The 12,843-nt window shown below is 73.5% G+C and carries 10 protein-coding genes and 1 pseudogene; 3 read left to right on the top strand and 8 right to left on the bottom strand.

The features are described 5' to 3' along the window. Positions 1–27: 27 nt before the first annotated feature. From AC3RJ8_RS04560 to AC3RJ8_RS04540, 5 genes and pseudogenes are all read right to left on the bottom strand, one after another. On the bottom strand, positions 28–1,110 hold the full coding sequence (locus AC3RJ8_RS04560) for a glycosyltransferase (protein WP_489714753.1): 1,083 nt from the start codon (positions 1,108–1,110) through the stop codon (positions 28–30). After that, a complete protein-coding gene (locus AC3RJ8_RS04555) occupies positions 1,103–2,572 on the bottom strand; it encodes a polysialyltransferase family glycosyltransferase (protein ID WP_489714752.1) in 1,470 nt (489 codons plus the stop codon). The genes AC3RJ8_RS04560 and AC3RJ8_RS04555 overlap by 8 nt, the downstream gene beginning before the upstream one ends. Continuing rightward, entirely contained in the window at positions 2,569–3,540 is a 972-nt protein-coding gene (locus AC3RJ8_RS04550) for a glycosyltransferase family 2 protein (protein WP_489714751.1), read from the bottom strand. The genes AC3RJ8_RS04555 and AC3RJ8_RS04550 overlap by 4 nt, the downstream gene beginning before the upstream one ends. A 36-nt stretch (positions 3,541–3,576) precedes the next feature. Then, positions 3,577–4,473: an N-acetylneuraminate synthase family protein gene (locus tag AC3RJ8_RS04545; protein WP_489715574.1), complete on the bottom strand. Its 897-nt coding sequence runs from the start codon at positions 4,471–4,473 to the stop codon at positions 3,577–3,579. Positions 4,474–4,584: 111 nt separating this feature from the next. Next, positions 4,585–5,691 (bottom strand): annotated as a pseudogene (locus tag AC3RJ8_RS04540) (cytidylyltransferase domain-containing protein); the annotation flags it as partial. 198 nt (positions 5,692–5,889) lie between these two features. On the opposite strand from AC3RJ8_RS04540, the gene AC3RJ8_RS04535 reads away from it, so the two are divergent. Beyond that, the gene (locus tag AC3RJ8_RS04535) at positions 5,890–6,765 is read left to right on the top strand and encodes a hypothetical protein (protein WP_489714750.1); all 876 of its coding nucleotides are present in this window, start codon (positions 5,890–5,892) and stop codon (positions 6,763–6,765) included. Further along, complete coding sequence (locus tag AC3RJ8_RS04530; protein WP_489714749.1) at positions 6,762–7,700, top strand: hypothetical protein; 939 nt, start codon at positions 6,762–6,764, stop codon at positions 7,698–7,700. The genes AC3RJ8_RS04535 and AC3RJ8_RS04530 overlap by 4 nt, the downstream gene beginning before the upstream one ends. Here the strand turns inward: AC3RJ8_RS04530 and AC3RJ8_RS04525 are convergent. Further along, positions 7,652–8,410: a hypothetical protein gene (locus AC3RJ8_RS04525; RefSeq protein ID WP_489714748.1), complete on the bottom strand. Its 759-nt coding sequence runs from the start codon at positions 8,408–8,410 to the stop codon at positions 7,652–7,654. The genes AC3RJ8_RS04530 and AC3RJ8_RS04525 overlap by 49 nt on opposite strands. A gap of 106 nt (positions 8,411–8,516) precedes the next feature. Between AC3RJ8_RS04525 and manA the strand changes: the two genes are divergently transcribed. Then, positions 8,517–9,749: a mannose-6-phosphate isomerase, class I gene (gene manA, locus AC3RJ8_RS04520; RefSeq protein ID WP_489714747.1), complete on the top strand. Its 1,233-nt coding sequence runs from the start codon at positions 8,517–8,519 to the stop codon at positions 9,747–9,749. Positions 9,750–9,827: 78 nt separating this feature from the next. Here manA and glf read toward each other — a convergent pair whose 3' ends face one another. Together glf and AC3RJ8_RS04510 are read right to left on the bottom strand one after the other, a co-directional pair. After that, positions 9,828–10,964, bottom strand: coding sequence for a UDP-galactopyranose mutase (gene glf / locus AC3RJ8_RS04515; protein WP_489714746.1), 1,137 nt, complete (start codon positions 10,962–10,964; stop codon positions 9,828–9,830). 17 nt (positions 10,965–10,981) lie between these two features. Next, positions 10,982–12,841: a glycosyltransferase gene (locus tag AC3RJ8_RS04510; protein ID WP_489714745.1), complete on the bottom strand. Its 1,860-nt coding sequence runs from the start codon at positions 12,839–12,841 to the stop codon at positions 10,982–10,984. Positions 12,842–12,843: the final 2 nt, after the last annotated feature.

Raw genomic sequence — 12,843 nt, 5'->3', positions numbered from 1 at the left:
TCAACTTCCTGCTCGGCCGCCGAAAGGTCAGGCGCGGTGGTCCGCCGCCGCGCGAGCCGTCAGCCCGCGCACGAACCCGGCCCCCCAGCACACGTGCATCACCACCAGCACGACCGGCAGCACCAGCGCCGCCCGGGCGCGCAGGACCGGACGCCGCGCCGCCGCGTGGGCGGCCGCGGCCAGCACCCCCACCACGTACGCCACCGGCAGCGACAGGCCCGCACCGACCACGAACGGCGACGCCAGCAGCAGCCCGCACACCGTCAACAGCACCGCGAGCGCGAGCACCAGCACCAGCGCCGGCGGCGCCAGGTAGCGCGGGCTCGCCGTCGACGGGTCCCGGCGGACCACCTCCCGGCGCCACATCCCGGTGCGCCAGAACTGCTTGGCCACGGCCCGCAGGGTGCGGCGTGGGCGGTACTCCACGACCAGCGACGGGTCGAACCACAGCAGGCCGCCCGCCCGCCGCAGGCGCAGGCACAGCTCCCAGTCCTCGGCCCGGAACAGCGTCGGGTCGTACCCGCCGACGGCCCGGACGGCGTCGCGGCGGAACGCGCCGAGGTAGACCGTCTCGGTCTCGCCGGGGCGACCACCGGTGTGGAAGGACACCGCCCCGATGCCGGCCGGGTGGCTCATCGCCCGGGCGGCCGCCTCCTGCACCGCCCCGTCACCCACCGGCGTCATCATCCCGCCCACGCCCACGGCACCCGTGACCCGCAGCAGCTCGACGCACCGGCGGACGTAGTCCGGCGGCAGCTCGGTGTGCCCGTCCACCCGCACGACGACGGCGTGGTCGTCCGGCGTGCCGTCCGCGGCGTCGTGCTCCATCGCCAGGTTCAGCCCGATCGACCGCGAGCCGGTCGGGTTGTCCACGACGGTGACCCGGTCGTCCTCGGCCAGCCGCGCGGCGATGCCCGCGGTGTCGTCGTGGGACGGACCCACCGCGAGGACCAGGTGCAGGCCACCCGCGTGGTCCTGGGCCAGCACCGACCGCACGGCGTCCGCCAGGTAGGCCTCCTCGTCGCGCACGCACGCGACGACCCGCACGCCGCAGTCCCGCGGCAGGTCGCCCACCAGCCGCAGCGCGCCCGCGTCGTCCGGCTCAGCCATCCATCTCGCCCCTCACCGACGCGACGGCGGCCCGGACGTCGTCCCCCGCACCGGCGTAGCGCCGTCGGACGAGACGACGCAGGCGACCGCCCAGCAGGCGCCGGTCGACGCCGTCCACCAGCGCGATCACCCGGGCCGAGCGCCACCGCGGCACCGGCAGCCCGCCGGGCAGACCGAGGGCGGTGAGGCGCTTGCGGCGGAACCACAGCCGCAGGGTGCTCTCGTCGAGCCCACCCAACAGACCGGCCGCCTCCCCCCGGAAGCGCGCCAGGAGCTGCGGCTGCTGGCAGTACGACACCGCGCGGACCAGCCGCTGCATCTCGGCCGGGTCCTGCCAGCGTCCGTCCGGCCGCCCGAGGGCGTCCACCACGACGGCCGGCACCCGGTTCGAGTTCGGGTACGGCTCGAGCCGCTCGAGCAGCATGCCGGTGCCGACGTTCAGCGTCGGCACGTCGTACAGGGCGCGAGCCGTGGCCAGCGCCGTCGAGAAGCAGGACACCACGAGCCCCGGCGCCGACTCCCCGTACAGGGACTCGGCGAGCACCGCGGCGGGAGCCACCTCGAGCTCGACGCCCACGCTCCGGGCGTGCTCGACCAGCTCCGCGGTGCCCTGGCGGGGTGCCGACGGATGCGGCTTGAGCAGCACGTGCGTGAACCCGCGCTCCGCCGCCGCCTCCACCATGCGCCGGTGCAGCGCCGCCTCCTCGGTGTCCGTCACCAGCCCGATCGCCGCCATGTACTGGCCGAGCAGCAGGGCGTACGAGCCGGGTTCCGGCAACCGTTCCGCGAGCGTGCGCGGCACGACGGCGGAGTGCCCGTTGGTCGGTCCCCGCCGCTCGGCGCGGGCCACGTCGGTCGCCACGGCCTGCTCCGTCAGCGCACCGACGACCTTGCGGAACGCCTCCGCCGGCACGACGGCGCCCGGGACGTCCCACTCGGCGAGGAGCGTCGGGCGCACCCCCGGCAGCAGGTCGAGGTGCAGCAGGCGGTCGACGCGCCCGCCGACCTCGTGACGGAGGTCGAACCGCGTCGGGCCATAGACCATCAGACCGTCCGCGTACACGCTCACCGCGGCCGAGGCGAAGATGGCGACGAGGGCTCCGGTCGGCGGCGTGGCCACCGACTCGCCCACGATCTCCAGCGGTCCGTCGCCCAGCTCCCACCGCTCGCGCAGCAGCCGCTGCCACAGCGGGACGTCCGCGGGCCGCGGCTTCCACTCCTTGGGGTGGTGCGGCGTGATGACGTCGTTCCAGGCCACCACGGCGTCGAAGCGGTCGGCGAGCGCCGCGAAGGCCGGCCCCGCCGTGAAGTCGTCCGAGCACTCCGGGGCCGGCACGTTGTGCTGGACCACCAGAACCGTGCGGTCGCGTCGCGGCAGGGCGCCCGCGTCCCAGGCGGCGGCCACCGTGGCCGCCCCGAACAGCGTGGACGCCGTGACGATCTGCGTGTGCACGTCGCTCACAGCGCCACCCCCTGCTTGCGGACGGTGCGGACCCTCTCGGGGCCGAGCGCGGCGACCTGCTGGGCGACGACCGACTTGTCGAACCGTCCCACCACCTGCCGGGCCCGCGCCGTCATCGTGTCCCACACGTCGTCCGGGTAGACCTTCCGGCGGGACGCGTGGTGGTGCAGCACCGCCAGGACGTCCCGCAGCACCTTGGGCTCGTACTGGTCCAGGCCGTCACGGCGAAGCCGCTCCAGCACCGTGTCGTAGGCCTCGAGGAACCCGAGCTGGCGGCCGTCGCCGACATCGGTGAGCGACCCGGTCACCGCCCGGCGGTAGACGTAGCCGGGCGCGTCCACGACGGCGTAACGCCGGGCGCCGAGCAGCAGGCGCCAGGCCCACTCCCGGTCCTCCGCCGTGGGCAGGCCCTCGTCGAAGACGGCCAGGCCGTCGTCGACCACCCGCCGTGACAGGAAGCGCGAGGAGACCTGGACGTAGTTCACCATCGTGGACCGCGAGGTGGGCAGGATGCCGGTGCGCGGGTCGAGCGGCACGTGCCGGCGCGGCTCCGGCGCGCGGACCCGGCGCCGTTCGTTGCCGTACGCCTGCACCTGGTCGCACACCAGGAAGTCGACGTCGTACCGTTCGGCGGCGCCCACCATCGCGGCGAGGTGGCCGGGGAAGAACCAGTCGTCCGGGTCGAGGAACGTGACCCAGCGGCCGCGCGACTCCCGGACCCCCCGGTTCCGGGCCGCCGAGACGCCCTGCGGGGTGCGGTGGTGCACCCAGCGCAGAGCGGGAAGGTGCGCGGAGGCCTCCTCCAGCACCGCGAGGGTGTCGTCCGTCGACCCGTCGTCGACGACCACCACCTCGAGGTCGCACAGGTCGAGGTCCTGCCGCTGCAGGCTGCCCAGGGCGTCGGGCAGGTGCCCGCCGGCGTCCCGGGCGGGGACGACGACGGACACCTGGGGTCGGGAGACGGTCATGCGGTCCTGTCCTTCGTGCGGTGCTCTGGCTCGCGGTCAGGCGCCGATGCGGCGCAGGCGCGACATCGGCGCGAGCTCGCCGGGCATGACCTTCTTCTCGCCGTCGCCCAGGGCGTCCTGGAGGATGCGGATGTCGCGCACGAGGTTGCTGAGCCCCTTGGGCTCGAGCGACGCGGCGTGGTCCGAGCCCCACATCGCACGGTCGAGGGTGATGTGCCGCTCGACGGCGACCGCGCCGAGGGCCACGGCGGCCAGCGAGATCTGCAGGCCGGTCTCGTGACCCGAGTAGCCGACGGGCACGCCGTACCGCTCCTGGAGCGTGTTGATCGTGCGCAGGTTCGCCTCCTCCGGGGGCAGCGGGTACGTCGAGGTGGAGTGCAGGATCACCAGGCCGTCCGTGCCGAGGATCTCCACGGCCTCGTCGATCTGCTCGAGCGTGGACATCCCGGTCGACAGGATGAGCGGCTTGCCGGTGTCGGCGAGAGCCCGCAGCAGCTCGTGGTCGGTCACGGACGCCGAGGCGATCTTGTGCGTCGGCACGCCGAACTCCTCGAGGAACCCGACCGAGGGGACGTCCCACGGCGAGGCGAACCACTGCAGGCCCTGCGCCTTGGCGTACTGGTCGATCTCGGTGTACTGCTCGTGCTCGAACTCGACCTTGTACTTGTACTCCAGGTAGGTCATCTCGCCCCACGGCGTCTGCCGGATCTTGTCCCGCTGGTCCTTCGGGGTGGAGATCTCCGGCGTGCGCTTCTGGAACTTCACGGCCTGGCAGCCCGCGGCCACCGCGACGTCGATGAGCTGCTTGGCGATCTCGACGTCACCGTTGTGGTTGATGCCGATCTCCCCGATCACGTACACGGGCTCGCCCGTGCCCACGGCGTGCTCGCCGATCTGGACGGGCTGGGCCGGGGCGGTGGAGGTGGCGGTCATGACGGGGTCCTTCCGATGGGTGGTGATGCGGTCGCAGATCTCGCGGACGGCGCCGTGGCCGCCTCGCTCTTCGGTGACGACCCGCGCGGCGGCGAGCACGTCGGGGTGGGCGTCGGCGACGGCGATGGGCCAGCCGACGACGCGCAGGGCAGGGAGGTCGTTGACGTCGTTGCCGACGTAGGCGACCCGGTCGGGGTCGAGCCGGTGCGCGGCGCACCAGTCGCGCAGCGCGGTGGCCTTGTCGTCGATGCCCTGCAGGACGTCGACCCCGAGCTTGCGGGCCCGGGCCGTCACGACCGGGTTGGTCTCCTTGGACAGGATGAGCATCGGGACGCCGGCCGTGCGCAGGTGGCCGACGCCGAGGCCGTCGCCGCGGTGGACGCGCACCTGCTCGACACCGTCCTGGGAGACGTACACGCCGTCGTCGGTGTGCACGCCGTCGAAGTCGGTCACGAGGGCGTCGACGTCGATCCGTTCCGCCGAGCGCCCGGGCTCGGCACGGTTCGAGGCGTCGGACCCCACCGCACCCGGACGCTCGGCGGGCTGGTCGAGGAGCGTGCGGGCGAGCCACAGGTCACGGGGCTCGTCGATCTCGACCGCCCACTCCGGCGCCACCTCCTGCAGGCCGACCGAGCCGAAGAACCGGGTGCCGTGCTCGCGCAGGCCGGCGGTGCGCATGACGTAGAACGCGCCGGTCTCGCGGAAGTGGGGTGCCCGGTCCTGGCGGCGGGGGCGATGATCGGTGGTGTGACCCACCGGGACCGGCCCGTCGGCGTCGAGGCGCCACTGGAAGTCGTGCGTCGGCGAGACGGCGACGACGACGTCGTGGCGTCCGTCGAGCACCTGACGGACCGCGGCGTCCAGGTCGGCCGGGTCGACGAACGGGCTCGTCGCCTGCAGCAGCACGGTGACGGCCGGGTCCGGCGCGCCCTGGGCCGCCAGCTCGTCGAGGACGTGCAGCACGGCGGACTCGGAGCTGGCGGTGCCTCCGGCCAGGTCCGCGGGACGCTCCACGACCCGGGCGCCGTGCACCGCACCCTCGCGGGCGATCTCGGCGTGGTCGGTCGACACGACGACGTCGGTCACCGCGGGGGCGGCGGCCGCCGAGCGCACCGCACGGGCCACCAGGGAGCTGCCCCCGACCCTTTGCAGGTTCTTCAGGGGTACCCCGGCAGACCCGCCACGGGCAGGCACGACGACGAGCACGGATTCGTTCATGGCGGCGACACTATGAGCCCCAGGAGGCGAAGTCGGCCATATCGCGAAAACTGTCGAAGAACATCATGTGACCCGTCGGTGAACATTGGCGATCTCCTGTCGCCCATTGTGCTCCCGGGCCACCAGGATGTCACTTCTCACCCGTCGGGGGGACTAACGTTCCCATCGTCCGGCACACGGCAAGAAGGAGTCCGAGAGATGCCCGAGGCGAGATCGCCGGTGGCCGTCCACCTGAGCACCCACCGCCCCACGGTGCGCACCGTGCGGGCGTGGTGCGACACGCACCGCACCGCGCTCGGCGAGCGGGGCGTGACGGCCCGGACGTCCTGGTCCGAGCTGCGCGACGCGGTGCCCGGCCTCGACTGGCGCTCCGACAAGGGCCGCGACCGCCTGCGCGAGCACCTCACCGCCGACGGCCCCGTGCTGTTCTCCTCCAACGCCCCCCTCGGGCCCGTCTACCTGCCCCGCGGCGGCGCCCTGCACCCCCACGCGCAGGCCGGGGTCGACGCCCTCGCCGCGGCCCTCGCCGGCACGTCCTGGACCGTCGACGTGACGCTCACCGCCCACGCCGACGCCGTCACCTCCGGCTGGGTCGCCTCCGTGCGCCACGGGCACGACGTCGGCCTCGACGCGTTCTGGGACGGTGTCGAGGACCCGAGCTGGGTCCCGCTCGTCGAGTCGTTCGTCGCCGCCGTCGGGCCCGAGCGGGTCCGCGTCCACGACGCGACCACCCTGCGAGGAGCCGACGACCCTGTCGCGGCGACCGCCGCCGTCGGGCGCGCCGTGCTCGCCAGCACGCTCGGCCGCCTGACCACGCTCGACGGCCTTCCGCTGGACGACGTGCCCGGCACCCCCGACGAGCACTGGACCGACCGGCAGCTCCGGGTCGCCCGTACCGCGCTGCCGCACCTGCGCTCCCACGACGAGCGCCGCAGCCTGCGCGCCTTCGTCGACCGCCAGGTGGACACCCACGGCACGCCCGCCCGCCCGCTCTCCCCCGCGCAGGAGGCCGGGCTCGCCGACCGCGACCGTGCCGACCTCGCCCGCCTGCGCGACCTCGTGGAGGTCCGATGAACCTCGTCCAGCGCCTGCGCGACGCCGTCGCCGCACGCCGCCCCCTGCCGGCCGGTCACCAGGTCGTGCTGCACCTCGGCTCGCAGAAGACCGGCACCACCGCCGTGCAGTCCTGGTGCCGCGAGCACGACACCGAGCTCACCGCCGCCGGCGTCGTCACCCGGACCACGCAGCCCGACATCCGTGCCGCCCTCGACGGCTGGTACGACGTCGCCCGGCCGGGCGCCGACGACCGCCTGCGTGCCTTCCTCGAGGACGCCTGGCGCGGCACGCGAGCACCCGGGCTGTTCTACTCCTGCGAGTCGAACACCGGTCCGGCCTTCGCTCGCGACAGCGCGGAGCTGTACCCGCGGATCGCGGAGAACGTCGCCGGGATCGCCCGCGCGACCGACGGCGTCCCGCGGCACGTCCAGTTCACCGTTCGCGGGTACGCCGCGTTCCTGGAGTCCGCCTACCAGCAGCAGCTCAAGCACGGCAGGGCCGTCCGGTTCGACGAGCTCGCCGACCGGGTCCAGGCGCGGCTGTCCTGGCGCGGCGTCGTCGAGCAGCTCGCCCGCACCTTCGGCGCCGAGCACGTGACCGTCTACGACTACGACCGGGACCGCGGCGACGCCCGCCCGCTCGTGGGGCAGATCCTCACCGACGCCCTCGAGCGCCTGGGGGCGACCGGCGTCGAGGTGGGCGACGAGGTGTCCCGGCGCACCAACACGCGGTACACCCAGCGCATGGCCGACCTCTCCCTCGAGGTGCTGCCGCTGCTGGACGGCGCCGACGAGCGGGCGGCCTTCCACCGGTTCGTGACCGACGCGCTCGGCAGGCACCCTGCCCCGGGCGACGTCCCGGCGTCGTTCCTGTCCCCCGACGCCGTCGCCGCCCTGGACGAGCGCTACGCCGAGGACCTCGCCCGGATCGGATCGGTCGTGGAGCTGCGATGACCGTCCTCGTACCCGAAGACCTCCGTGAGCAGGCGCTCGCGGGCCGCCACCCGGCGTCGGGCGTCCTCCGGGACCTCGAACCGCGCGTCGTCGTCGAGCCGGCGGCTGGTGTTCAGACGGCGCTGGGCCCGCAGCGCCTCGAGCGCGACGTCCCGCGACGGGCGCCACGCCAGGTCCTCGCGCTGCACCAACGCCTCGAGGTCCTCTGTCAGCGTCTCGTTGTGCAGGACGACGTCGACGACGGTGTGCTCGCGGTAGCGCGCCACGAAGTCTTCCGGCGACGTCACGCGGCGGATCCAGCGTCTCGCTCGCGGGCTCGACAGCCGCGCCACCCGGTAGGACAGCAGTCCCGCGTGCTCCGCAACGCCGGACCGCTGATAGCTGCGCGGGTTCATCGCCCCGGCGTGGGCGGGGTCGAGCACGACGTCGAGCCACCTGTCGAACCCGGCGGGGGTACCGTCGTAGAGGTGGCCGAGACCCGCCGCGCGGACCGAGCCCGCGAGTCCACCCTTGCGCTGGCAGCCGTAGGAGTACAACGACAGGTAGGACTCCAGCGGGTCACGGACGGAGATGACGTGCAGGCGGCCCGACGGCGGCCGGTCCTCCAGCTCGACGTGCTTGCGAAAGGACACCTCGTCGTCGTCCAGGAAATCGCGCAGAAAACGCGACACGTACGTGGACCCCGACTTCTCGACGTCGAGATAGGCCATGGAATGAAATGCATGCACGAGGTCTCCGGTGGGTCGGTTCCGTCAGGGCGCCTGGATCGAGCGCCGAGTGAATCACATCCGTCTCAGGAAAGTCGATGAACCGCTGATGAACACCATCCCAACAGCACCGGTCGACCTCACTGCCGCGCATCGGCTCGAGAACACCGTCCAACCCTATGACTGGGGCTCCCACCACCACATCCAGGGTCTGCTCGGCCGACCGCGCGACGGGCGACCCGCCGCCGAGCTGTGGCTGGGTGCCCATCCCTCCGCGCCGTCGCGCGTGAGCAGCGGTTCCACCGTCGCCGACCTGGTCGCCGCGGCCCCCGTGGAGGTGCTGGGCCGCCGCGTCGCGGACCGGTTCGGGCCCCGGCTGCCCTACCTGCTCAAGGTGCTGGCCGCCGAGCGGGCGCTGTCGTTGCAGGTGCACCCCCGGCCGCACCAGGCGCGGGCCGGCTACCACCGCGAGAACCGGGCCGGTCTGCCCGCCAAGGCGCCGCACCGGTCCTTCCACGACACCGAGCACAAGCCCGAGATGCTGGTGGCGCTCACGCCGTTCGAGGGGCTGGCCGGGTTCCGCAGCCCGCGAGCCGTCCTCGAGCTGCTCGACGGCCTGGACGGCGAGCTCGTCGGCCGGCTCCAGGACGCGCTGGTCGGCACCCGGTCGTCGGCCGGCCTCCGCGCGGCCATGGAGCTCCTCGTCGCCGCGCGGGACGGCGCCACCTGCGCGGACGACGTCGCCGCCACCGTCGCCTCGGTCCGGGCCCGCGCCCGGTCGGGCTCGCCGTCGGACCGCGCCGACGCGACGGTGCTGCAGCTCGCCGACGAGCACCCCGGGGACCCCGGCGCCGTGGCGTCGCTGCTGCTCAACCGGGTCTCCCTCGAACCCGGCGAGGCCATGTTCATCCCCGCCGGGGAGGTGCACGCCTACCTGTCCGGCCTGGGGGTCGAGATCATGGCCGCCTCGGACAACGTGCTCCGCGCCGGCCTGACGACCAAGCACGTCGACGCGGGGGCGCTCCTGGAGTGCGCGGCGTTCGCACCCCGCCCGCCGGTGCGTCCCGACACCGTCGTGGCCGGGACGGCGAGCCTGGTGACGAGCTACCGGGCACCCGTGAGCGAGTTCGCCCTCATGACGGCGGACGTCGACCCGGCGGAGCCGGTGGCTCTCGCCCCGGACGGCCCGCGGATCGTGCTCGTGCTCGACGGCGCGGTGCGACTGCTGACCGCGACCGGCGAGGTCGAGCTGCGCCGCGGCGAGTCGTGCCTCGTGCCGGACGCCGCCGGGCCGGTGAGCGCGGACGGCGCCGCCCACCTCGTCTGCGCCTGGGTCCCCTGACCCCTCGGTGCCGAACAGGAGCTTGGGCCCGCTGTGGACGTCCACAGCGGGCCCAAGCTCCTGTTCGGCACCGAGGGGTCAGGCGAGCTGGTTGTCCACCATTGACAGCGCCGAGCCGATCGCCATGTGCATGTCCAGGTACTGGTACGTGCCCAGGCGGCCCCCGAAGTAGACCTGGGGCTCGTCGCGCATCAGCTCGCGGTAGCGCAGCAGCCGCGCACGGTCCTCAGGGGTGTTCACCGGGTAGTACGGCTCGTCCTGACGGGCGGCGAACCGCGAGAACTCCCGCATGATGACGGTCTTGTCGCGCGGGTAGTCCCGCTCCGGGTGGAAGTGCCGGAACTCGTGGATCCGGGTGTACGGCACCTCGGCGTCGGCGTAGTTCATCACCGTCGTGCCCTGGAAGTCGCCGACGTCGAGCACCTCGGTCTCGAAGTCCAGCGTCCGCCACGACAGCTCGCCCTCGACGTCGTCGAAGTACCGGTCGACCGGCCCGGTGTACACGACCGGGACCTGTCCCACCACGGCGGCCTGGTGCACCGGCTGCGAGGTGTCGAAGAAGTCGGTGGAGAGCCGCACCTCGATGTTCGGGTGGTCGGCCATCCGCTCCAGCCAGGCGGTGTACCCGTCGACGGGCAGACCCTCGTGCCGGTCGGAGAAGTAGCGGTTGTCGTACGTGTACCGCACGGGCAGCCGGGAGATGACCGACGCCGGCAGCTCGCGCGGGTCGGTCTGCCACTGCTTGGCGGTGTAGTCACGGATGAACGCCTCGTAGAGCGGACGCCCGATGAGGCGCACCCCCTGCTCGTCGAGGTTCTCCGGCTCCTTGTCGCCCAGCTCGGCGGCCTGCTCGCGCACCAGCTGGCGCGCGGCCTCGGGACCGTACGCCGACCGGAAGAACTGGTTGATGGTGCCCAGGTTGATCGGCATCGGGAACACCTCGCCGCGGTGCGTGGTGTACACCCGGTGCTGGTAGCCCGTGAAGTCGGTGAACCGGTTGGCGTACTCCCACACCCGCTCGTTCGAGGTGTGGAACAGGTGCGCCCCGTAGCGGTGCACCTCGATGCCGGTGGTCGGCTCGTCCTCCGAGTAGGCGTTGCCGCCCAGGTGGTCACGGCGGTCGATCATCAGCACGCGGCGGCCGGCGGCGGCCATCCGCTCGGCCACGGTGAGACCGAAGAACCCGGTCCCGACGACGACGAGGTCGGCGTTCATGCACAGCTCCTGAAGGACTAGATGTCGTCGGGGACGTAACCGCCCCGTCGGCGGGTGTAGCGGCGGTAGCCGGCCTGGCGCACGCGCTGCGGCACGAGCCGGTAGCCGGCGCGCACGACGACGTTGCGCACCATCTGCGGCGTCGAGACGAAACCTTCGTCGTGCAGGGTGCGCTGCAGCGCCAGCTCGGAGGCGAGCAGCCGCCGTCCGCCCCGGCGGGCGTACGCCCCGGCGCCGACGCGGTACAGCACGAGCGGCTCGGTGATGTTCTGGGCGTGGGCACCGGCGGCCAGCATCCGGGCGAACAGCAGGTAGTCCTCCATGAGGTCGAGGTGCTGGTAGCCCCCGACGGCCGCGACGGCGGACCTCCGGTAGACGACGGACGGGTGGTTGAAGGGGTCGCGGAACCGGGCGGCCTCGGCGATGCCCTCGCCGGTCGGCGGCACGCGCACCATGCCGCGGTCGTCCTCGTCCTCCTCGAACTCCCAGATCGCCGAACCGACGATGTCGTAGCCCTTGGCCACGAGCGGCACCTGGACGGCGAACCGTTCGGGCAGGGAGATGTCGTCCGCGTCGGCGCGCGCCACGATCTCGTGGCGGCACACGGCGAGACCCTCCTCGAGCGCCCGCGCGAGACCCAGGTTGTGCGGCAGCGCCACCACGGTGACCGGTACGTCGGTGATCTCCTCGAGCCGGGACAGGACGGCGGCGATCTCGTCGCCGACCGGCCCGTCGCGCACGACGACGACCTCGTCGGGGCGCAGCGTCTGATCGACCGTCGCCGAGCGGAAGCCTCGCTCGAGGTGCTCGGCGTCGTCGCCGCGGTAGACGGGCAGCAGCACGGAGAACCGCTGGTCGTCCACCGGCTCGCCGGTGCCGAAGCTCCCGCTCGACGCCGCGGTGCGGTTCACGTGCACCGGCGCCGGGAGGGAGGCGCCGGCCTCGAGCCGCGCGACCGTCAGCGCGGCCGGCCCGACGCCGGACAGCACCTCCGTGTCGGGGCGGGGTCCGCGAGTGATCCCGTGCCAGAACCCCCGCCATCCCGCACCGAGGAGGGTGCGCCGGTCGCTCGAGCGCAGCACGGTGCGCAGCCACCGCCGCACCGTGGACCCGCCGTAGAGCACGCGCTCGCGGAACGACAGCGCCCCCGACCGGGAGAACATCCAGATCTTGTTGCGCACCTCGTAGTAGAAGCGCGGCCCGGGGTCGGCGTCGGTGGCGCCGAGCTTCTTGGTGCGGTGCTCGACGACGCTGCCCGGCACGGACAGCCCGACGCGGTGGCGCAGCAGGCGGGTGGCGTACTCGAAGTCGTCGTTCCAGATGAAGTAGTCGGTGACCGGCAGCCCCGAGCGGCGCACGGCCGCGGCGTCGATCATCATCGACACGAAGGACATCGAGCGCACCGGCATCGCGCCGGCGGCGCGCGCCCGCTCGACCTCGTCGGCGGAGGCGCCCGGCCGACGGCGCGGCGTGTTCATCGGGTGGTCGGTGCCGTCCGTCCACACGACCCGGCTGCACAGCGCGGCGACCTCGCCGTCATAGGCGTCCCGCGCCGCCAGGAGGGCGCACAGCGCGGTGGGCGTCGGGATGGTGTCGTCGTCCATGACCCACACGAGGTCGGCGCCGAGCTCGGCGACGGCGGTCGCGATCCCCACGGCGAACCCGCCCGCGCCACCGGTGTTGCGGGCCAGCGGGACGACGTGGGGGGCGCTGGGGTGCGCGCGCGCGACGGCGAGCGCGTCGTCGGTCGAGGCGTTGTCGACGACGACGACGCGGTCCACGGGGCGGCTCTGGTCACCCAGGGCGTCGAGCGCGGCACCGAGCAGCTCGGCTCGGTTGTACGACACGACGACGGCGACAACGACAGGGGCGGGCATCC

Source organism: Isoptericola sp. MSGPD8_1_ISO-PGPR-S23-394, assembly GCF_058072785.1.
The sequence above is the reverse complement of the archived record's forward strand: the minus strand, read 5'-3'. Positions and strand labels throughout refer to the sequence as shown.

What these genes read in the sequence shown, in the direction of transcription:
- AC3RJ8_RS04560 (WP_489714753.1), bottom strand. Translation starts at nt 1,110, where the DNA reads ATGGCTGAGCCGGACGACGCGGGCGCGCTGCGGCTGGTGGGCGACCTG.
- AC3RJ8_RS04550 (WP_489714751.1), bottom strand. Translation starts at nt 3,540, where the DNA reads ATGACCGTCTCCCGACCCCAGGTGTCCGTCGTCGTCCCCGCCCGGGAC.
- AC3RJ8_RS04545 (WP_489715574.1), bottom strand. Translation starts at nt 4,473, where the DNA reads ATGACCGCCACCTCCACCGCCCCGGCCCAGCCCGTCCAGATCGGCGAG.
- AC3RJ8_RS04535 (WP_489714750.1), top strand. Translation starts at nt 5,890, where the DNA reads ATGCCCGAGGCGAGATCGCCGGTGGCCGTCCACCTGAGCACCCACCGC.
- AC3RJ8_RS04530 (WP_489714749.1), top strand. Translation starts at nt 6,762, where the DNA reads ATGAACCTCGTCCAGCGCCTGCGCGACGCCGTCGCCGCACGCCGCCCC.
- AC3RJ8_RS04525 (WP_489714748.1), bottom strand. Translation starts at nt 8,410, where the DNA reads ATGGCCTATCTCGACGTCGAGAAGTCGGGGTCCACGTACGTGTCGCGT.
- manA (WP_489714747.1), top strand. Translation starts at nt 8,517, where the DNA reads ATGAACACCATCCCAACAGCACCGGTCGACCTCACTGCCGCGCATCGG.
- glf (WP_489714746.1), bottom strand. Translation starts at nt 10,964, where the DNA reads ATGAACGCCGACCTCGTCGTCGTCGGGACCGGGTTCTTCGGTCTCACC.
- AC3RJ8_RS04510 (WP_489714745.1), bottom strand. Translation starts at nt 12,841, where the DNA reads ATGCCCGCCCCTGTCGTTGTCGCCGTCGTCGTGTCGTACAACCGAGCC.